General features: G+C 64.0%; 17 protein-coding genes. 4 read left to right on the forward strand and 13 right to left on the reverse strand.

What is annotated here, in order from left to right; translation table 11 throughout:
• Positions 1–65: 65 nt before the first annotated feature.
• From tsaB to RPF88_RS18785, 7 genes are all read right to left on the reverse strand, one after another.
• A complete protein-coding gene (gene tsaB, locus RPF88_RS18755) occupies positions 66–743 on the reverse strand; it encodes a tRNA (adenosine(37)-N6)-threonylcarbamoyltransferase complex dimerization subunit type 1 TsaB (protein WP_337122884.1) in 678 nt (225 codons plus the stop codon).
• 94 nt (positions 744–837) lie between these two features.
• Positions 838–1,944: a DUF1513 domain-containing protein gene (locus RPF88_RS18760; protein WP_337122885.1), complete on the reverse strand. Its 1,107-nt coding sequence runs from the start codon at positions 1,942–1,944 to the stop codon at positions 838–840.
• Between the two features lies 1 nt (position 1,945).
• Positions 1,946–3,025, reverse strand: coding sequence for an imelysin family protein (locus tag RPF88_RS18765; RefSeq protein ID WP_224618558.1), 1,080 nt, complete (start codon positions 3,023–3,025; stop codon positions 1,946–1,948).
• Complete coding sequence (locus tag RPF88_RS18770; RefSeq protein ID WP_337122887.1) at positions 3,025–4,626, reverse strand: di-heme oxidoreductase family protein; 1,602 nt, start codon at positions 4,624–4,626, stop codon at positions 3,025–3,027. The genes RPF88_RS18765 and RPF88_RS18770 overlap by 1 nt, the downstream gene beginning before the upstream one ends.
• Positions 4,627–4,638: 12 nt before the next feature.
• The gene (bfr, locus tag RPF88_RS18775; protein ID WP_013527914.1) at positions 4,639–5,124 is read right to left on the reverse strand and encodes a bacterioferritin; all 486 of its coding nucleotides are present in this window, start codon (positions 5,122–5,124) and stop codon (positions 4,639–4,641) included.
• Complete coding sequence (locus RPF88_RS18780) at positions 5,090–5,401, reverse strand: (2Fe-2S)-binding protein (protein ID WP_337122888.1); 312 nt, start codon at positions 5,399–5,401, stop codon at positions 5,090–5,092. The genes bfr and RPF88_RS18780 overlap by 35 nt, the downstream gene beginning before the upstream one ends.
• A 112-nt stretch (positions 5,402–5,513) precedes the next feature.
• The gene (locus RPF88_RS18785; RefSeq protein ID WP_337122889.1) at positions 5,514–6,803 is read right to left on the reverse strand and encodes an imelysin family protein; all 1,290 of its coding nucleotides are present in this window, start codon (positions 6,801–6,803) and stop codon (positions 5,514–5,516) included.
• A 433-nt stretch (positions 6,804–7,236) separates the two neighbouring features.
• On the opposite strand from RPF88_RS18785, the gene RPF88_RS18790 reads away from it, so the two are divergent.
• Positions 7,237–8,490, forward strand: coding sequence for an NAD(P)/FAD-dependent oxidoreductase (locus tag RPF88_RS18790; RefSeq protein ID WP_337122890.1), 1,254 nt, complete (start codon positions 7,237–7,239; stop codon positions 8,488–8,490).
• 30 nt (positions 8,491–8,520) lie between these two features.
• On the opposite strand, the gene RPF88_RS18795 is transcribed toward RPF88_RS18790, so the two are convergent.
• Entirely contained in the window at positions 8,521–9,798 is a 1,278-nt protein-coding gene (locus tag RPF88_RS18795; protein ID WP_013527918.1) for a 4-aminobutyrate--2-oxoglutarate transaminase, read from the reverse strand.
• 243 nt (positions 9,799–10,041) lie between these two features.
• On the opposite strand from RPF88_RS18795, the gene RPF88_RS18800 reads away from it, so the two are divergent.
• From RPF88_RS18800 to RPF88_RS18810, 3 genes are read left to right on the forward strand one after another with little or no spacing between them, the layout of a single operon-like run.
• A complete protein-coding gene (locus tag RPF88_RS18800) occupies positions 10,042–11,181 on the forward strand; it encodes an efflux RND transporter periplasmic adaptor subunit (protein WP_337122893.1) in 1,140 nt (379 codons plus the stop codon).
• Positions 11,178–12,257: an efflux RND transporter periplasmic adaptor subunit gene (locus RPF88_RS18805; RefSeq protein ID WP_024503446.1), complete on the forward strand. Its 1,080-nt coding sequence runs from the start codon at positions 11,178–11,180 to the stop codon at positions 12,255–12,257. The genes RPF88_RS18800 and RPF88_RS18805 overlap by 4 nt, the downstream gene beginning before the upstream one ends.
• Positions 12,254–15,352, forward strand: a complete 3,099-nt coding sequence (locus RPF88_RS18810; protein WP_337122896.1) for an efflux RND transporter permease subunit — start codon at positions 12,254–12,256, stop codon at positions 15,350–15,352. The genes RPF88_RS18805 and RPF88_RS18810 overlap by 4 nt, the downstream gene beginning before the upstream one ends.
• A gap of 12 nt (positions 15,353–15,364) precedes the next feature.
• On the opposite strand, the gene RPF88_RS18815 is transcribed toward RPF88_RS18810, so the two are convergent.
• Genes RPF88_RS18815 through RPF88_RS18835 form a run of 5 tightly spaced genes read right to left on the reverse strand, consistent with a single transcriptional unit; the run spans position 15,365 to position 19,311 of the window.
• A complete protein-coding gene (locus RPF88_RS18815) occupies positions 15,365–15,679 on the reverse strand; it encodes a hypothetical protein (protein WP_206519134.1) in 315 nt (104 codons plus the stop codon).
• A gap of 45 nt (positions 15,680–15,724) precedes the next feature.
• Positions 15,725–16,474 carry an ABC transporter ATP-binding protein gene (locus tag RPF88_RS18820; protein ID WP_013527922.1) on the reverse strand — a complete coding sequence of 250 codons (750 nt, stop codon included), beginning with the start codon at positions 16,472–16,474 and terminating at the stop codon, positions 15,725–15,727.
• Positions 16,471–17,316 (reverse strand): ABC transporter ATP-binding protein, encoded by an 846-nt coding sequence (locus RPF88_RS18825; protein WP_127368032.1) that lies wholly within the window; start codon positions 17,314–17,316, stop codon positions 16,471–16,473. The genes RPF88_RS18820 and RPF88_RS18825 overlap by 4 nt, the downstream gene beginning before the upstream one ends.
• A 10-nt stretch (positions 17,317–17,326) precedes the next feature.
• A complete protein-coding gene (gene nikC / locus RPF88_RS18830; protein WP_013527924.1) occupies positions 17,327–18,247 on the reverse strand; it encodes a nickel transporter permease in 921 nt (306 codons plus the stop codon).
• Positions 18,244–19,311 (reverse strand): ABC transporter permease, encoded by a 1,068-nt coding sequence (locus tag RPF88_RS18835; RefSeq protein ID WP_337122900.1) that lies wholly within the window; start codon positions 19,309–19,311, stop codon positions 18,244–18,246. The genes nikC and RPF88_RS18835 overlap by 4 nt, the downstream gene beginning before the upstream one ends.
• Positions 19,312–19,322: the final 11 nt, after the last annotated feature.

A 19,322-nucleotide genomic window follows, 5' to 3' on the forward strand; every position in this document is an offset into this window, starting at 1 on the left:
TTTGACCATGATCTCTGGACAAACGGGAACCGTTGTCCGTGAAAACCGGCTTCCACTTTTCGGGATCATGGTCTGATCCTTGAAAGAATGAACCCGGCCTGCGGCTTGGCGTCGGCGCCGCGCAGATAGAGTGGTTTCGGCCGTTCGCCCGCGCCGTTGGCGGCAGCCAGGCGAGCGTAGGTGACAATGTCGGCGGTGGCCGTCCGAGGGCCGACATCGAATTCGCGCCCGGCCGATGCACTGATGAGCGCTGCAGCGGTGCCGGCAAGCACCGGAGACGTTGCCATCGCCATTGCCACCACGTCGGCCAGCGTGGCCACGGCCGGACCGTAAGTCAAGACTAACCTTTTGTCGTAAAAGGCCGCGTGGATCTCCTCACGGCCGGCATCCAGCGCCGCCAGCACGGTGCGACCGGGAAATGCCGTCGCTGCTTCGGCAGCCAGCGCCTCCAGTGTCGTCACTCCGATTGCCGGTATCTTCAGCGCCAGCGCCAGGCCACGCGCGGTCGAGACGCCGACCCGCAGACCGGTGAAGGAACCGGGGCCGACAGACACGGCAATGGCGCCAAGACCTGCATAGTCGGTTGCGCCTGCCTCCAGCGCTTCGGCGATGACCGCCATCAGCTGCTCGGCATGGCCCTTGCCGAGATCGAGCACCGAGCGGCCGAGCTCCCGCTTCGCCGTCGCGTCATAGACGCTAGCAGCGCAGAGGTTGGCGGCACAGTCGATGGCAAGCAATTTCATGAAGCAACCGGTTCGAAAACAATTCCCTGTGCCCGCCACGGCCCGCCACCGCAAGGGGATAGTGCATAATTCGTTAAGCGGCTTCGCTTGTGGCCTATGCGGCCTGCTCGATGCGCAGCATGTGGTTGTCCCAGACATAGTCCGGTTCGGAGCGTGTCGCACCACTGCCCTCGACGATCTCGCCAGCGCCGGTGGTGGCCATGAAGCCGGTTCCGTCAGGTGCCACGCCGCAGACCTCGACCAGCGCGCTGTTCGCGACGACCCGGCCGCTGGCCGAATCGAGCACGACAAGCGAGTTGCCTTCCGGCGAGGAGACCGCGACCGTGCCGGCAGCCGGATTGGCGGCGACCGAGCCTATGTAGTTGCGGAAGCCGGACAAAACGTCCTGCGGCATGTCGAGCAGTTGCAGATCCTTGCCGCGCGTGGCGCGACCGACCAGCAACGGACGATCGGTGCCCGGCCCCCGGTACTGGCAGCCGAACCAGACGGTTCCGGATGGATCTGTGTCCATGTGGCGGATAGACAGCTGATGCAGTGCGGCCGGCAATTCGTGCTTCTCGATAAGGTCGCCGGTGGCGCGGTCTATCAGCACGTAGGACGGCTTCATGGTCGCAATGTTGAGCTCGGCGCGGCCGTAATCCGGATGGGTCTCGATGCCGCCATTTGCTACCGCAATCGTCCTGCCATCGCCCAGGAGCAGAAGCTCGTGCGGACCCATTCCATAGGTCGGGAACTCGCCGACACGGCTGAATTTCGCCCGCGCATCGTAGACGCCGACGACGCCAGCGGCGTTGTCGAAGTCGTTTTCGGTGGCATAGAGCAGCGCACCGTCGGCCGAAAACACGCCATGGCCGAAGAAATGCCGGCCGGCGATGCTGGCGATGGTCAGCGGCGCATCACGGCCCGAATGGTCGAAAACCACGGCAAAGGTGCCGGGTTGCCGCGCGAAGACCACCGAGCGTTTCGATATGGGATCGAAGGTGACATCGTGGCCGCGATCGGGCAGATCGATCGCATGCAGGACTTTGCCGGCCTCGGACAGGACGGCAGCGCCAAAGCTGCCGTCGCGTTTGACGAAAGCGGTGGCGAAGACGGCGTCGGCCGAAAGCGTCGTTGCCCAGGCCGATGGCGCCATCGCGGCCATGAAGCCAACGCCTGCAGCTCTCAGGAAATCGCGGCGATCTATCAGCGGGGTTTTCAATTCAGTCCCCATCCAGCGAGGAGAAGCCTGCGGTCAGGCCGAATTCAGCGGTCAACCTGGTCCCGATCAGGGTCGACAGGCTGGAGGTGATCAGCGCGAAATGATCGAGCTTGTCGCGCAATGCCGGATCGGCAAGCGCCTTGTCGATTGGACCGCTGACGGCCTTGGCGGTGGCGACACCGTTGACCAGCTGGATGTGTATCGATTCGGCCATCCAGCGCGCATCGGCCGGCAGGGCGTCGCCAAGTTTCGAGGCCTGGAACAGCGTATCGATGCCGGAGAGATTGCCGGCCAGTGACGCGGTGGTGTTTTGCGAGCGCCAATAGATCGCTTGTTTCGGCTTGTCCGCGTCCGGCTTGCCGCCGAAAAATCCTTTCAGGCGCACGTCACGCACCATTTCCAGCTCGTTGACGAAGACGCCGACCAGTTCGGTCACCGCTTCATTGCCGTCGCGGTAGAGCGGGTTCTGCGGCCCCGGATTGGCCCAAATCGCTGCAAAGCCGTCCGGTTTGTTCCAGGCGGCGCTGACCTCGCCGGCCATGGTTTCGATGTTGCCGGCAACAGCAGTGCCATAGGCGCAGCGGTAGGGATCATCCTTGCCGGCCAGTGCATCGGCGCCGTCGCCGTAAAGTACGAACTCCAGCGCGCCCAGCCCCTGCATGGCGACGCTCTTGCCGGCCAGCTGTGCCGGATCTGTGGCGGTTGGATCCTTCGCCGACAGCGCCGCCTGCACCTGCTTCAGGCCAATGCTCTTGCGATCCGGCCAGAACAGCATGCGTTCCAGCCGGTTGTTCTCCTTGATCGGCCCGAAGCCGATGATTTCGGCTGACGACCAGGCATAGACGGTGGCGGAGAATTCGGCGCGTGCGGCATCGAGCTCTCCTTGCGAGGGCGTGACGCACAGCTTGCGCATGGATCCGGTCAAGGCTTCCGCATGCTCGTGCAGGCCGGCATAGGCCGGGCGGACGAAGCCATCGATCGCCCGCTGGATGATGTCGGAGGCTTTGACCGCCGCCGACGCAGGGACAACGCCCAGCAGGGCCAGCGGAAGAGCGAAAAACAATGCAGAACGCTTGAACATCACAGTGACTCCAGGAATTTGAGCAATGCGTCACGCTCGGTCGCGTTAGCGGCGGCAAAACGGTCGCGCGCTTTCTGCGCCTCGCCGCCATGCCACAGGATCGCCTCAGCCAGGCTGCGCGCGCGCCCGTCATGCAGAAAGAAGGAATTGCCGTTGACTGTCTCGGTCAGGCCGATGCCCCACAGCGGCGGCGTGCGCCACTCATTGCCCGTCGCATCGCCCACGGCCTGGCCATCGGCCAGATCAGGCCCCATGTCGTGCAGCAGGAAGTCGGAATAGGGCCAGATCAACTGGAAGGCCTGCGCCTTATTGGGCGTATCGCGGCGCGTGACGAAATTCGGCGTATGGCAGGCAATGCAGCCGATCTCGTAGAATGTCTTTTTGCCCGCGAGCACGTCCGGCCGGTCGAGGTCCCGGCGCGACGGCACGGCCAGGTTCTGCGAATAGAAGGTGACGAGATCCATCACCGGCGGCGGCGCCTCGACCGGGCCAAGACGCTGCTGCACGCCGTTCGGCATGGCGAGGCATTTTGCCTCCGCAGCAGTGCAATCGCCCCAATGCCTCGGCTCTTCGAGCGTCGAGATGCCGATGTCGCCGGCAAAGGCGTCCGCCGCCTGCTGGCGGATCGACGCGGTCTGCGCCTTCCAGCCGAAGCGGCCGAGCGTCAGTTCCCCGTTCAGGCTATCGCGCACGATGTTCGGCCTGCCGGAAATGCCGTCGCCGTCCCTGTCGTCCGGATCGGCTTGGGCGAGAATATCAGACGGCGCGATCTGTTCGATCAGGCCCAGGCCGATCATCGGCGGTGTGAGCCGCGGCGACAGCGTGGTGCGCGGGTCAAGCGGCCCGTAGCCAAGGCCGTCAACCGAATAGCTCGGTTTGCGCAAGGAGATCACAGAGCCGTCCGTCAGCTCCACCTTACGTTCCTGGTAATCGATATGGATCCTGCCTTCACCAGGCAGGCCGGGTACGGCGAGCTCCTGCAATTGCCTGCCGTAGACCGGGTCGGGGAAGTTGAGCACCTGATGGTCGGCAAGCGCCGCCTTCTCTTCCACGCTGCTGGCGTCGCGGGCCAGCCGCAGGAACATCGACGTGGTGCCGGGGTCGCCTTGCGGCGGGCGGCCGCGGCCATCCTTCAGATGACAGTTCTGGCAGGCACGTTCGTTGAACAGCGGGCCGAGCCCGTCCGACGCTTGCGTCGAGGATGGCGACGAGACCCAGTTCTTGCGGAAAAGGGCATTGCCGAGCTTGAAGTCGCCCTCTTCCTCGAAGGTGATGTTGGCCGAGGATTGCGAGAAGGAATCGCGGCTGACGTCCTTTCGGGACGTGCCGGCGCCACCTTGCATCAATTCGAACGGCTCTGGCCTGGAAAAATCCGTGGTCGGCCTGGTGACGGCAATGACGCGCGCCTGATCCTTCGCATTGAGGTCGGTGCGCGTGGTGGCGAAGCCGGCCGGCTGAAGATCACCCGCCATCGCCGAAGAGGTAAGCGCCAACACGAGCATGACACAGCGCCGACGCGCCAATCCGGCTGGCGTCTTCTCAGGGAGCGGCGAGCCATTGGCCCGCCGCGAGCGGCGCACGAATTCTAGCAGGCGCCGCATTCCCGCATGCCCTTACTCCGCCTCGTCTGCCGATGCGGCGTTGAGCTGGCCGTATTTCTCCTCGCCAATCGAGGCAAGCAGGTCGAGCTGCGTCTCAAGAAAGTCGATGTGACCCTCCTCGTCGGCCAGCAATTCCTCGAACAGCTTCATCGTCACGTAGTCGCCGGCGTCGTTGCAAATTTCGCGCGAACGCTTGTAGGCGGTACGTGCGTCATATTCTCCGGCAAGGTCGGATTCGAGCACTTCCTTGACGTTCTGCCCGATGCGCAGCGGCGCCACGGACTGCAGGTTCGGATGGCCTTCGAGGAAGATGATGCGGGCGACGAGCTTGTCGGCATGGTGCATCTCCTCGATCGATTCCGCCCGCTCCTTCTTTGCCAGCTTCGCGTATCCCCAGTCCTCAAGCAGACGGAAATGCACCCAGTACTGATTGACGGCCCCAAGCTCCAGAAAAAGGGCCTCGTTAAGCCGCTCGATGATCTGCGGATCGCCTTTCATGAATTCTGCTCCCGTATTGGATGCGCAGGCCTCTGACGCGATCCAGGTGTGAAACGACATCCACGCCGCTCGCCTCCGAGCGGGCGTGGTAGTTTTCGGTGACCCGAATGATCGTTTCCACCACATTTGGGAAGCAGCCGCAACAGCGACCGCGCTTTTGAATTGCATGATAGATCTTCGCCGGCACGATCAACTGCCAGGGATCCTGGTCCAGCAGCTCGACGATCGTCTGCTCGATCTCCTTCTCGGTGATGATGTTGCAATGACAAATCAGCATTGGCTTGCTCGGCTGGCTGACGACGTCTCCCGCGCCGTGTGGCTTGATCTTCTGGCGGAGGCCGTTGCAAAGCCGGTTGTCCGGCTCCGGGTCAGTCTCCGTCGTTTACCCCTTACTTGAACACCTTGTCCGGCGCGTCGAGGCTGTCGGACCCTTCGAAGGCGATGGTGCTGAGCTTCAGGGAGCCGACGGCGCGCTCAATCGACTTGGTCTGATCGATCAGCGCATCGATCGCCGCCTGGACGGTGGCATTGCCCTCGATGTTGCCCTCGGCGATCTGCTGGTCATAGGCCTCGCCGGCCATTGCACGCGCCTTGATCGCCTCCATCTTGGCGACCGAAACATCGAGCTTGTCAGACAGTTCCTTGTCGATCGCCGGGTCGGCCGCCTTCACCATATCGGCCACCGAAGGACCCGAAACGACGGTGCCGTCGAGACGCGTGTAGCTCGCATGATAGACCGCGCGAATGCCGATGGCGTCGTAGAGATGCGAATTGTAGGTGTTGTCGGAGAAGCAATCGTGCTCCTCTTCCGGATCATGCAGCAGTAGGCCGAGCTTCATGCGCTCGCCGGCCAGTTCGCCGTAGGACAGCGAGCCCATGCCGGTGAAGATCGTCGAGATCGCCGTGTTCGGCTCGCCATCGACAAGAGCCTTGCGGGCGGCGCCGTCTTCCTTCCAGTTGCCGACCATCTCCTGAAGATCCGAAACCAGAAGGTCGCTGGCCGATTTCAGATACTCGGCGCGGCGGTCGCAATTACCGCCGGTGCAGTTCTTGAGGTCGTAGTCGGTGTAGGGGCGCTCGCCGGCACCCGGGCCGGTGCCATGCAGGTCCTGGCCCCAGAGCAGGAATTCGATGGCGTGATAGCCGGTGGCGACATTGGCCTCGATGCCGCCGGCTCCCTGCAGCGTCCCGGAGAGGAATTCCGGCGAAAGCTTCGATGCATCGACCTTCTTGCCGTTGATCTCGATCTCCTTGTTGGCGATCACATTGGCCGTGTAAAGCGCGTTCGCGTCCGATTCGGTGCCGTAGCTCTTGGCGACATAGTCGATCAAGCCTTCATCCAGCGGCCAGGAATTCACCTTGCCTTCCCAGTCGTCGACGATCTTGTTGCCGAAGCGGTAGACTTCGGTCTGCTGGTAGGGAACGCGCGATGCCTTCCAGGCGTCACGGGCAGCGTTGAGGGTTTCCACCGATGGCGTGGCGAGCAGCGCGTCGACCGCCTTGTCGAGCGCTTGCGCGGTGGTCAGCGAATCCTCGTATTTCGCGAGCGCGATGTCGGAATAGGTCTTGATGACCGCCTTTACATCTGTTTCCGCCTTTGCCGGCAACACGAATACCGCCGCCGTCAGCAGGGCAGTGGCGCCGATCGCCGCAAGCCTGCTGCCATATCGTGCTGTCATGATCACTCTCCAGTTTCTCGGAAATTCTGTAAACGGCGCGCGCAGCAACCGGCGCCAGGCCATCTGCGGGCCATTGGGCGCAAGAGATGTCGCGCCATCGCGCGGTTCGCGGAAGAAAGACACCAAAATGCCTCCAATCGAAAGGGTTCAAGGCCCAAACATTAAAGGGATGCGCTGACGCGCGAGCTTCCATAAAGCTGCGACACCGTCGGATGTCAATGACAATCCGCAAGAAAAGTCAATCGAAACAACAGTTTAGAATTATTCTAAACTGGGACTGTCAACTTTATGCATTTTCCTGCACCGGTCTTGCCGCTGAACTGTGCGATTGACAGCCGCCATCCCGGATGCGACCCGCAAAAGCTCGCTTGCAGCGGTGCCAGACAATTGCCATCTGGCGGAACATCCTAGGGTAGAATCGGGATTGAGTGCGATGAAGAACGGTGTGGTCATTGTCGGCGCGGGTCATGCGGGCGTGCAAGCGGCCGCAAGTCTGCGCGAGGACGGTTACGACGGACCGGTAATCCTCGTCGGAGATGAGGACGAACTGCCCTACCACAAGCCGCCGCTGTCGAAGACCTTCATCAAGGATGCCGAGGCCAAGCCACAACCCTTGCGCGGCGAGGCCTTTTACACCGGCAGCGCCATCGACTACCGGCCTGGCGTCAGGATCGATCGCATCGATACCGGACGCCGCAGTTTGGATATTGCCGGCGGTGGTGCGCTTGCCTTCGACCACCTGATCCTGGCGACAGGCTCGCGCCCGCGCACGCTGCCGCTGCCCGGTGCCGATCTGTCCGGGGTGCTGTCGCTGCGCTCGCTGGCCGATGCGCGGCTGATCCGCGACCTCAGCGCGCAAACCGACGAAGTCGTCATCCTCGGCGGCGGTTTCATCGGGCTGGAGATCGCAGCCACGTTGAAGGCCGCCGGCCGCACGGTGACAGTGGTCGAGGCGGTGGACCGGCTGCTTGGCCGCGCCGTAGCGCCGGTGGTGGCGAGCCACGTCCGGCAACGGCTGGAAGCGACGGGCGTGCGCATCCTCACCGGCACCTCGATCGCCAGGCTCGAAGGCGAAAACGGTCATGTCGTGGCCGCGATCACCTCGTCAGGCGAAAGGCTGCCGGCGCGCATGGTCATTGTCGGCATTGGTGCCGTGCCGAATGTCGAACTGGCGCAGGAAGCTGGCCTCGGCATCGCCAACGGCATCCGCGTCGATCACCAGATGCGGACTTCGGTGCCGGAGATTCTCGCTATTGGCGATGCTGCCTCTTACCGTCACTGGTTCACCGGCGGCGACGTGCGCCTGGAATCGGTGCAGAATGCCACCGACCAGGCGCGGCTTGCCGCGCGCACGATATCAGGCCATGCCGACGCCTATTCTGCGGTGCCATGGTTCTGGTCCGACATCGGCGACATGAAGCTGCAGATGGTCGGCCTGACCGCCGGCGGCGACAGCCATGTCGTGCTGGGCGACCTGCCCGACAACAAATTCTCGATCTACCACTACGCCGGCGAGCGGCTGCTCGGCATCGAATCGGTCAACCGTCCGGGCGACCATATGCTTGGCCGCAAGATGTTGGGCGCCGGCTTCTCGCCGACGCCGCAGACGGTGGCCGCTGGCCCCGAGGGGCTGAAAGCGGCACTGGCTGCTTTCCTCGAGAATGAGCCCGCCAGAGCGGCGGGATAATTCCGTCCCTCAGGCGCGGCACCTTACTGATCAGGCGGCGCAGACTTCGCGGATCGAGCTTTCCAGAATGTCGAGTGCTTCGTTCATGACTTCGTCCTGGATGGTGATCGGCGCCAGGAAGCGGATGACGTTGCCGTAGACGCCGCAGGTCAACAGGATCAGGCCCTTGTCGAGCGCCTTCAACCGGATCGCATTGGCGATCTCGGCTGAGGGCAGGCCCTTCTTGACGTCGTTGAACTCGACCGCGTTCATGAAGCCGAGACCTCTGATGTCGACGATCTCGGGCACGTCGTCGCGGATCGACTGCAGCCGCTGTTTCAGCCTTGCGCCCAGCGTATTGGCGCGGTCGCACAGCTTTTCATCCTCGATCACGTCGAGCACGGCGTGCGCCGCGGCAACGCCGATCGGACTGCCGCCATAGGTGCCGCCGAGCCCGCCGGGGCCGGGCGCATCCATGATTTCGGCGCGGCCGGTGACCGCCGCCAGAGGAAAGCCGCCGGCCAGGCTCTTGGCCATGGTGGTGATGTCGGCGGCCACCTCATGGTGATCCATAGCAAACATCTTGCCGGTGCGGGCAAAGCCGGTCTGCACTTCATCGGCGATCAGCAGCATGCCGTGCTGGTCGCAAAGCTTGCGCAGCGCAACCAGGAAATCCCGCGGCGCGTCGTAGAAGCCGCCCTCGCCCTGAACCGGCTCGATGATGATGGCGGCGACGCGCGCCGGATCCACATCGGCCTTGAACAACCGGTCGAGCGCCGCCAGCGAGTCGGCGACCGAGACACCGTGCAGCGGCACAGGAAACGGCGCATGGTAGACATCGCCCGGCATGGCGCCGAAGCCGACCTTGTAAGGCACGACCTTGCCGGTCAGCGCCATGCCCATGAAGGTGCGGCCATGGAAGCCGCCGGCGAAGGCAATGACCGCCTGACGGCCGGTGGCATTGCGGGCGATCTTGATGGCGTTCTCGACAGCCTCGGCCCCGGTGGTGACGAAGATCGTCTTCTTCTCGAACTTGCCGGGCAGCATGCCGTTCAGCCGTTCGGCCAGGCGCACATAGCTCTCATAGGGCACCACCTGGTGGCAGGTGTGGGTGAAGCGGTCGAGCTGTGCCTTGACCGCCTCGATCACCCTGGGATGGCGATGCCCGGTGTTGACGACGGCGATGCCCGACGAGAAATCGATATAGCGACGCCCCTCGACATCCCAGATTTCCGAATTTTCAGCCCGGTCGGCATAAATCTGCGTGGTCATGCCGACGCCGCGGGAAATCGATTGGTTCTTGCGTTCGGAAATGGCTGAATTCTTCATCGTATCCCTCACCGGGCCGGCGCCCGTCCTGTTTGATGCCGTTGAGATGTCTTCTGACCTTATTTCACGTTTTCCTCAAGTCGGCACCACCGGCATGCGATTGGGCCTGCGGTGGGCAGATCCCGGCGCTTAGCCAGTCGGGCGATACACGTACGAGACCGGTTTCCTTTTCCCGGGGATCGACTATCCTCTGGATGGCCGCGAGGCACCGCGATCAGCGAGCGGCCGCGGTCGGGAGAGCCCATGAGCAGGAACGTGACTTCGCCCGTCTCGCAGCCATCGGTCAAAGCTCCCGGTCTTTTGTCTTTTCCAGCCGCCCCGGCGCTTTTCGCCTGCACGGCGGCGCTGCTTCTGACCGGCTGTCAGAAGCAGGAAGCGGCGGACAAGAAACTGCAGATCATGGTGCGCACCGAAACGGTGGCGATGGCCGACTATGCGCCAAGGACTTCGCTGACCGGGGTGATCGCGGCGCGTACGCTGAACAATCTGTCGTTCCGGGTCGGCGGTCGCGTCGCCGAACGGTTTGTCGATGTCGGCCAGCATGTCGATCAAGGCACGGTGCTCGCCCGCATCGACCCGCAGGAGCAGGAATCCGACCTGCGCTCGGCGCAGGCCGATCTTGATGCAGCCAAGGCGCAACTGACCCAGTCCGTTGCCGCCTTCGAGCGGCAGAAGACGCTGCTGGCGCAGGGCTTCACCACCAGGCGCGACTATGACGCCGCGGACCAGGCCCTGAAGGTGGCACAAGGCAGCGTCGAAGCCGCGCAGAGCGCTTTCTCCAACGCCCAGCAAAACCTGTCCTTCACCGAGCTCAAGGCCGGTGCCGCCGGCGTGATCACCGCCCGCCAAGTCGAAACCGGCCAAGTGGTGCAAGCCGCGCAAACCGTCTTCACCGTCGCCGAGGACGGCGACCGCGACGCGGTGTTCAACGTGCAGGAGACGCTGATCGCCAAGACACCGGCATCGCCTGCGGTGACGATCACGCTGTTGTCCGATCCGCAGGTCAGGGCAACGGGCAAGGTCCGCGAAATCTCGCCTGCGGTCGACCCGGCTTCGGGCTCGATCCGGGTCAAGGTCGCCATTCCCGACACGCCCGCCGGCATGCCGCTAGGAGCAGCCGTCATCGGCTCGGTAAGCGCCAAGCCGGCGAAGGCGATCCTGCTGCCCTGGCAGGCGCTGACGTCCAGCGGCGGCAAGCCGGCGGTCTGGATCGTCGATCCCTCGACCAAGGCGGTGACGATGGCGCCGGTCGAAGTGCTGGCGTTCAATTCGGGCACGGTCGTGATCGCCAGGGGGCTGGACGAAGGCCAGAGCGTCGTCACCGCTGGAGGACAGCTGCTCAGCCCTGGACAGACGATCGAGATATCGGGAGCGGGCCAATGAGCCGGACGCCGCGCATCCTGCTCGGCGTGCTCATGCTCGGCGCGCTGGCATCCTGCTCCAGGTCGGAGGAAAAGCCGCCCGAGATCATCCGGCCGGTGCTGTCGATGGTGATCGAGCCGCGCACCACGCAAGTCTTCGGTTTTGCCGGATCCGTCGAACCGCAGGTCAGCGCCGACCTGGCCTTCCGCCTGCTTGGCCGGGTCGTCTCGCGCGACGTCCAGGTCGGCGACATCGTCAGCAAGGGCACGACGATAGCGGCACTCGATCCGACCGCGCTGGAGTTGTCGCTCCAGGCGGCCAAGGCGGAACTGTCCAATGCCGAGGCGCAGTTCGCCAACGCCGCCGCCAGCGAGGAACGGCAGCGCCAGTTACTCGCCTCAGCCAACGCCACGCAAGCTGTCTTCGACGCCGCGCAGCAGGCGCGCAAAGCTGCGGAGGCAGGTGTCGAGCGGGCTAAGGCCTCGCTTGCCAAATCGCAGGAACAGCTCGGCTATGCCAGGCTGTTCTCTGATTTCGACGGTGTCGTCACCGCTGTCGGCGCCGAAGTTGGCCAGACGGTCTCGCCCGGCCAGACCGTCGTCACCGTGGCGCGCTCGGACCTGCGCGAGGCGGTGGTCGACATTCCCGACCAATTGACCGGTGATCTCGCGGCCGGCACGCCCTTCCAGGTCATCCTGCAGTCGCTGCCGACGATCCAGACCGGGGCTAAGCTGCGCGAGATCGCACCGCAATCCGAGGGCTCGACCCGCACCCGGCGCGTCAGGCTGACGCTCACGGATCCGCCACAGGCCTTCCGGCTCGGCTCCACGGTGACGGCGACCCGCGTGACCAAGGTGGCACCGACGATCGAACTGCCCATGTCGGCGCTGTTCGAAAAGAACGGTTCCGCGAAAGTGTGGATCGTCGACCCGCAGACATCCAGCGTGAACGCACGCGACATAAAGGTCGCGTCGAAGAATGGCGGCACCTTCACGGTGACCGAGGGGCTGGAGGCCGGCATGCGTGTTGTCACGGCGGGCGTCCACAGCCTGAGCGAAGGCCAGAAGGTGACAGTGCCCGAGGGAGGGGCCTCATGAAAGGCTTCAATCTCTCCGACTGGGCGCTCAACCACCGCTCCATGGTCTGGTATTTCATGCTGGTCTTCGTCGTGGCTGGCGTGTTCTCCTACCTCAATCTCGGCCGTGAAGAAGATCCCAACTTCACCATCAAGACGATGATCATCCAGGCCAACTGGCCGGGCGCCTCGGTCAAGGAAACCGTGCAGCAGGTGACCGACCGCATCGAGAAGAAACTCGAGGAACTCGATAGCCTCGACTACACCAAGTCCGTCACCACGGCCGGCCAGACCGTCATCTTCGTCAACCTGAAGGACACCACCAAGGCACGCGATGTCGTGCCGAACTGGATTCAGGTGCGCAACATGGTCAATGACATCGGGGCACAGTTTCCGCAGGGTGTGCAGGGCCCGTTCTTCAACGACCGCTTCGGCGACGTCTATGGCAACATCTACGCCTTCACATCGGACGGGCTGACGCCGCGCCAGTTGCGCGACTATGTCGAGGATGCCAGAACAAAGATCCTGACCGTGCCCAACGCCGGCAAGGTCGACCTGGTCGGCGCCCAGGACGAAGCGATCTATCTCGAATTCTCAACCCGCCAGATCGCCGCCCTCGGCCTCAACCAGCAAGCGATCGTCGCCAGCCTGCAGGCGCAGAACGCGATCACGCCGTCCGGCGTCATCCAGTCCGGGCCGGAGCGCATCAGCGTGCGTGTCGGCGGGCAGTTCACCTCCGAGGAAAGCCTGCGCGCCATCAATCTGCGCGTGAACGACCGCTTCTTCCGCCTGAGCGACGTAGCGACGATCACACGCGGCTACGTCGATCCGCCGACGGCACTGTTCCGTTTCAACGGCCAGGACGCGATCGGGCTCGCCATCGGCATGAAACCCAACGCCAACCTGCTCGAATTCGGCGAGGCGCTGCACAAGGAGATGGACAAGGTGCTGGCCGACCTGCCGGTCGGTGTCGGCGTGCATCTGGTCGCCGACCAGCCGGTCATCGTCGAGGAGGCCGTCTCGGGCTTTACGCGTGCGCTGTTCGAGGCGGTCGCCATCGTCCTCGCCGTGTCGTTCATCAGTCTCGGCATGCGCGCCGGCTTCGTCGTGGCGCTGTCGATCCCGCTGGTGCTGGCCATCACCTTCACCGTCATGGCCTATCTCGGCATTTCGCTGCAGCGTATTTCCCTGGGTGCGCTGATCATCGCGCTCGGCCTTCTGGTCGACGACGCGATGATCGCGGTCGAGATGATGGTGGCGCGGCTTGAGGTCGGCGACAATCTGCGCAAGGCGGCGACCTATGTCTACACATCGACCGCCTTTCCGATGCTGACCGGTACGCTGGTGACGGTCGCCGGCTTCATCCCGATCGGCCTCAACAACAGCGCCGCCGGCGAATATACCTTCACCCTGTTCGTGGTCATCGCCGTTTCGCTGCTGGTGTCATGGATCGTGGCGGTGCTGTTTGCGCCCCTGCTCGGCGTCACCATCCTGCCGGCGACGATGAAAACCAAGCATCACGACCAGCCGGGCCGCTTCACCTCACTGTTCCGGCGCGTGCTTGTCGGCTCGGTGCGCCATCACTGGCTGACCATCATCGCCACCGTGTTGTTGTTTGCCGGCTCGATCGCCGGCTTCGGCCTGGTGCAGCAGCAGTTCTTCCCGCCATCGGACCGGCCGGAGTTGATCGTCGACTGGAACCTGCCGCAGAATTCTTCGATCGCCGACACGCGCGACCAGATGGAGCGGTTCGAGCAGCGGGCACTGGTCGGCAATCCCGACATCGACCATTTCTCGTCCTATATCGGCCAAGGCGCGGTGCGTTTCGTGCTCGCCTATGACGTGCAGCCGGCCAACCCCTATTTCGGCCAGACCGTCATCGTCACCAAGAGCATCGAGGCCCGCAACCGGGTCAAGCCGGCGCTGGAAAAGCTGCTGCGCGAGGAGTTCGTCGGCACCGACGCCTTCGTCAAGCCGCTCGAACTCGGACCGCCGGTCGGCCGCCCCGTGCAATACCGCGTCGGCGGTCCCGACATCCAGACGGTGCGCGAACTGGCGCAGCAATTCGCCGGTGTCATCTCCGCCAATCCAAAGCTCGCCGCGCCGACCTTCGACTGGAACGAGCCGCAGCGCGTGCTGAGGGTCGACGTGCTGCAGGACAAGGCACGCCAGCTCGGCATCACCTCCTCCGACATCGCCAGCGCGCTGAACAGTACGGTCGGCGGCGCCACCATCACGCAGGTGCGCGACGCCACTTACCTGATCAATGTCGTGGCCCGCTCCCGCGGGGCCGAACGCGGCTCGATCGAGACGTTGCAGAACATGCAGTTGCCGACCAGCACCGGCGAGGCGATCCCGCTCGCGGCGGTCGCCAACTTCCGCTACGATCTGGAGCAACCGACGGTGTGGCGACGCGATCGCATCCCGACCATCACCGTGCGCGCCGGGCTGGTCGGCGACGTGCTGCCGGCCACGGTCGTCAACGAACTGAAGCCATCGGTCGATGCCTTCACCGCCAAGCTGCCGCCGGGCTATTCGATCGCCACCGCCGGCTCGGTCGAGGAGAGTGCCAAAAGTCAGGGACCGATCGCCGCCGTCGTGCCGTTGATGCTGTTCGTCATGGCAACGATCCTGATGGTGCAGTTGCAGAGCTTCCAGCGCCTGTTCCTGGTCGTGGCGGTGGCGCCGCTCGGCCTGATCGGCGTGGTGGCGGCCCTGGTGCCGAGCGGAGCGCCGCTGGGCTTCGTCGCCATCCTCGGCGTGCTGGCGCTGATCGGCATCCTGATCCGCAATTCGGTCATCCTGATCGTGCAGATCGAGGATCTGGTGCGCGAGGGCAAGGACCGCTGGGCGGCGGTCATCGAAGCGACCGAACACCGGATGCGGCCGATCGCACTGACGGCGGCGGCCGCCAGCCTGGCGCTGATCCCGATCGCGCGCGAAGTGTTCTGGGGACCGATGGCCTATGCCATGATGGGGGGCATCATCGCGGGTACCGCAATCACGCTGCTGTTCCTGCCGGCGCTTTATGTGACGTGGTTCAGGGTCAAGGAGCCGAAGGGCCGGGAAGAGCCACCCGTTCTGGAGAACGGCGAACTGGCGCAAGGCTCAGCCTAAGGCTTTGCCTGATCATTCGTTGTCGTTGGAGGGCACAGGGCGCGACCTGGCGCGTTGCCATGGCGACGATTTCGAGGTGCGCCAAGCGTGCCAGCCTTCTGGCAAGTCCGCCAACGCCTGGATGCTTTCGTCCCGCTGCACAACGTTTTGCAAGCTGACGATCATGATATCGCCTTCGTCAACAGGTCCGGTTTCGCTGTTGTGGAATTGCCAACTGCCGTCGTCATCGTCATGTGAGACGTATGCAATCCAATCGCCGCGGGTAACGACTGCCCTATCCACAAACACCGCGACATTGGGCGGATCCGCAAACTTCCATTCCTCCATGGGAATTCCCCAAGATGGTTGTTCGGCGCAAAAGAGAAAACGAATTCAAGCGGTTCTCACAAACCCGTCGCTGGCCCGCAACAGATTGCGCGTATAGTCCTTGGTCACACGGCGTTCGACAAGGTCTGCCGCCGCCAGATTCTCCACCGCCTCGCCGCTTTGCATCACCATCAGCCGCTCGCACATATGGGTGATGATGGCGAGGTCGTGGCTGACCATCAGGAAGGTCAGCTTGCGCCGCTTGCGTACCTCTTCCAGCAGGTTGAGCACTTCCGCCTGCACCGAGGCATCGAGCGCCGAGGTCGGCTCGTCGAGCAGCAGGATCGACGGTTCGAGAATGAGTGCACGCGCGATCGCCACGCGCTGGCGCTGGCCGCCGGAGAGCTGGTGCGAATAGCGAAACCGAAAACCGTTGCCGAGGCCGACTTCGTCGAGCGCCCGCTGGATACGCTTTTCGCCGTCGGCAAAGCCATGGATGGCAAGCGGCTCCTGCAGCAGACGGTCGACGGTCTGGCGCGGGTGCAGCGACCCGTACGGATCCTGGAAGACCATCTGCACTTCACGGTAGAAGGCCTTGTCGCGGCGCGCGCCGAGCGTCTTGCCGTTGACGACGATGCCGCCCGATGCAACCGGCGCAAGGCCGGCGATGGCCCGCAGCAGCGTCGATTTGCCGGAGCCGGATTCGCCGACCAGGCCGAAGGATTCGCCCGGCTGCACGTCGAGGCTGACGCCTTTCAGTGCGCGAAAACGGTCGAAGATCACTTCCAGCCTGTCGACGGCAATCGCAGAAGTCATGCCGCCCACTCCGGCTTGCGGTCGAGCACCGGCAGCGGGTGGCGGTCGGCACCGATCTTGGGCATGCAATTGAGCAGGCCGCGCGTGTAGGGATGCTGGGCCTGGCCGAGTTCGGACGCCTTGAGCTGCTCGACCACCTTGCCGGCATACATGACGATGACGCGGTCGCAGAAGGACGAGACCAGGCGCAGATCGTGCGAGATGAAGATCAGCCCCATGCCACGCTCACTGACCAGCCGGTCGAGGATGCCGAGCACATCGAGCTGCACGGTGACGTCGAGCGCCGAGGTCGGCTCGTCGGCGATCATCATTTCCGGACCGGCGATCAGCATCATGGCGATCATGGCGCGCTGGCCCATGCCGCCCGAAACTTCATGCGGATGCAAATTGAAGACGCGAGAGGGATCACGGATCTGCACCGCCTCCAGCATGGCCAGCGCACGGTCGCGTGCCTCCGCCTTGCCGACCTTTTCATGGGTGCGCAGCGTCTCGACGATCTGGCGACCGATGCTCATCACCGGGTCGAGCGAATATTTCGGATCCTGCAGGATCATGGCGATGCGCTTGCCGCGCAGCGCCCGGCGTTCGCGCGGCGAGACGCTGAGCAGGTCGATGCCGTCGAAGGCGAGCTTGTTGGCCGATATCCGCGCCTGCGGTGGCGTCAGGCCCATGATGGCGCGGCCGGTCTGCGATTTTCCCGAGCCGGATTCACCGACGATGCCGAGCCGTTCGCGGCCGAGCGAAAAGGAAACGCCGCGCACCGCCTCGATCAGCCCGGTGCGGGTCGGGAAGGTGACGCGCAGGTCGTCTACGTCGAGAAGCGTTTTCGGTTCTCCGCTCATTGGTCGCCGCTCATTGGTCGCCACTCCGCGGATCGAGCGCGTCGCGCAGGCCGTCGCCAAGCAGGTTGAAGCCGAGGCTGACGATGAGGATGGCGAAGCCCGGCGCACCGGCCACCCACCATTGATCGAGCACGAAGCGGCGGCCGGACGCGATCATCGTGCCCCATTCGGGCAGCGGCGGCTGCGCGCCGAGGCCGAGGAAACCGAGCCCGGCGGCGGTCAGGATGATGCCGGCCATGTCGAGCGTCACCCTGACGATCAGGGACGAAATGCAAAGCGGCATGATATGGCGCAGCACGATGCGGAAGGGCGAAGCGCCCATCAGTTGCACCGCCTTGATGTAGTCGGAATTGCGCACCGTCAGCGTCTCTGCCCGCGCGATGCGGGCGTAGGGCGGCCATGAGGTGATGGCGATGGCCAGCACCGCATTCTCGATGCCAGGGCCAAGTGCTGCGACGAAGGCCAGCGCCAGGATCAGCTTGGGAAAGGCGAGGAAGATGTCGGTGATGCGCATCAGGATGGCATCGGTCCAGCCGCCGGCATAGCCGGCCACCGTGCCGACCAGAAGGCCGATGGGTGCGGCGATGATGGCGACCAGGATGACCACGTAAAGCGTCCAGCGCGAGCCGTAGAGGATGCGCGACAGGATATCGCGGCCGAGATCGTCGGTGCCGAACCAGTGCTCGGCGCTCGGCGCCAGCAGGCGCGCGTTCTTCAGGTCGCCAAACGTTGGCGAATAAGGTGCCAGCACGCCTGCAAGGGCGGCAACGACCAGCAGGGCAATGATGATAAGCAGGCCCAGAAACGCCAACCGGTTGGCGGAAAAGCGCCGCCACGCCACATAGGCGCGGCCGAGCCTTGCCTGCATGCGCGAGGCCGGCCGCTCGCTGAGCAGCCAGTCGCGACGGCTCTGGATGGTGTCGACGCTCATGCGGACTTCGTCCTCGGATCGAGCACACGATACAGCAGGTCGGACAGAAGGTTGATGGCGATGAACACCGAGCCGATGACGATGGTGCCGCCGAGCACCGCATTCATGTCGGCGTTCTGCAGCGAATTGGTGATGTAAAGACCGATGCCCGGCCATGAGAAGACGGTCTCGGTCAGCACCGAACCTTCCAGCAGTCCGGCATAGGACAGCGCGATCACCGTCACCATCGGCACCGCCGCGTTGCGCAGCGCGTGGCCCCAGATGATGCGGGTTTCCGACAGGCCCTTGGCGCGCGCCGCGACGATATATTCCTGCGACAATTCGTTGAGCATGAACGAGCGCGTCATGCGGCTGATATAGGCGAGCGAGAAATAGCCGAGCAGCGAGGCCGGCAGGATGATGTGGCGGAAGGCGTCGTAAAAAACGTCCCACTGCCCCTGCATTGCGGAGTCGAGGAGATAGAAGCCAGTGATCGGCGTAAAGGTATATTCGTAGACGACGTCGAGCCTCGCCGGGAAGGCAACCCATTGCAGCTTGGCGTAAAACAGCACCAGCCCAAGCAGCCCCAGCCAGAAGATCGGCACGGAATAACCGATCAGGCCGATGACGCGCACGATCTGGTCGATGAGGCTGCCGCGCCTGACCGCGGCCAGCACACCGAGCGGCACGCCGAAAAACGCGCCGATCAGCGTTCCGAGGGTCGCCAGTTCCGTCGTGGCCGGAAGCGCCCGGCGAATGTCGGTCATGACCGGATTGGTGGTCAGCACGGAGACGCCGAAATTGCCGTTCAGCGCATTCTTCACATAGATGTAGAACTGCTCGATCAACGGCAAATCGAGGCCCATCTCGCGGCGCGTGCGCTCAACCACATTGGCCGGCGCCCGGTCGCCGAGCACCGCCAGCACCGGGTCGATCGGAATGACGCGGCCGATGAAGAAGGTGACCGCGAGCAGACCAAGATAGGTCGTGATCGCAATGACCAGGAAACGGCCAAGCGATGATGCAACAGCGACGGCGCGGGCGCTGCCGCGCCCCGCCGCCACTTCTTTTTCAACCGCGCTCATGCGGCGTGTCC

Source organism: Mesorhizobium sp. ISC11, assembly GCF_037162595.1.
GTDB lineage: Bacteria > Pseudomonadota > Alphaproteobacteria > Rhizobiales > Rhizobiaceae > Mesorhizobium > Mesorhizobium ciceri.

Bases quoted from the DNA above. Each gene is read 5' to 3' on its own strand.
- tsaB (WP_337122884.1), bottom strand. From the start codon at position 743: ATGAAATTGCTTGCCATCGACTGTGCCGCCAACCTCTGCGCTGCTAGC.
- RPF88_RS18765 (WP_224618558.1), bottom strand. From the start codon at position 3,025: ATGTTCAAGCGTTCTGCATTGTTTTTCGCTCTTCCGCTGGCCCTGCTG.
- RPF88_RS18770 (WP_337122887.1), bottom strand. From the start codon at position 4,626: ATGCGGCGCCTGCTAGAATTCGTGCGCCGCTCGCGGCGGGCCAATGGC.
- bfr (WP_013527914.1), bottom strand. From the start codon at position 5,124: ATGAAAGGCGATCCGCAGATCATCGAGCGGCTTAACGAGGCCCTTTTT.
- RPF88_RS18780 (WP_337122888.1), bottom strand. From the start codon at position 5,401: ATGCTGATTTGTCATTGCAACATCATCACCGAGAAGGAGATCGAGCAG.
- RPF88_RS18785 (WP_337122889.1), bottom strand. From the start codon at position 6,803: ATGACAGCACGATATGGCAGCAGGCTTGCGGCGATCGGCGCCACTGCC.
- RPF88_RS18790 (WP_337122890.1), top strand. From the start codon at position 7,237: ATGAAGAACGGTGTGGTCATTGTCGGCGCGGGTCATGCGGGCGTGCAA.
- RPF88_RS18795 (WP_013527918.1), bottom strand. From the start codon at position 9,798: ATGAAGAATTCAGCCATTTCCGAACGCAAGAACCAATCGATTTCCCGC.
- RPF88_RS18800 (WP_337122893.1), top strand. From the start codon at position 10,042: ATGAGCAGGAACGTGACTTCGCCCGTCTCGCAGCCATCGGTCAAAGCT.
- RPF88_RS18805 (WP_024503446.1), top strand. From the start codon at position 11,178: ATGAGCCGGACGCCGCGCATCCTGCTCGGCGTGCTCATGCTCGGCGCG.
- RPF88_RS18810 (WP_337122896.1), top strand. From the start codon at position 12,254: ATGAAAGGCTTCAATCTCTCCGACTGGGCGCTCAACCACCGCTCCATG.
- RPF88_RS18815 (WP_206519134.1), bottom strand. From the start codon at position 15,679: ATGGAGGAATGGAAGTTTGCGGATCCGCCCAATGTCGCGGTGTTTGTG.
- RPF88_RS18820 (WP_013527922.1), bottom strand. From the start codon at position 16,474: ATGACTTCTGCGATTGCCGTCGACAGGCTGGAAGTGATCTTCGACCGT.
- RPF88_RS18825 (WP_127368032.1), bottom strand. From the start codon at position 17,316: ATGAGCGGAGAACCGAAAACGCTTCTCGACGTAGACGACCTGCGCGTC.
- nikC (WP_013527924.1), bottom strand. From the start codon at position 18,247: ATGAGCGTCGACACCATCCAGAGCCGTCGCGACTGGCTGCTCAGCGAG.
- RPF88_RS18835 (WP_337122900.1), bottom strand. From the start codon at position 19,311: ATGAGCGCGGTTGAAAAAGAAGTGGCGGCGGGGCGCGGCAGCGCCCGC.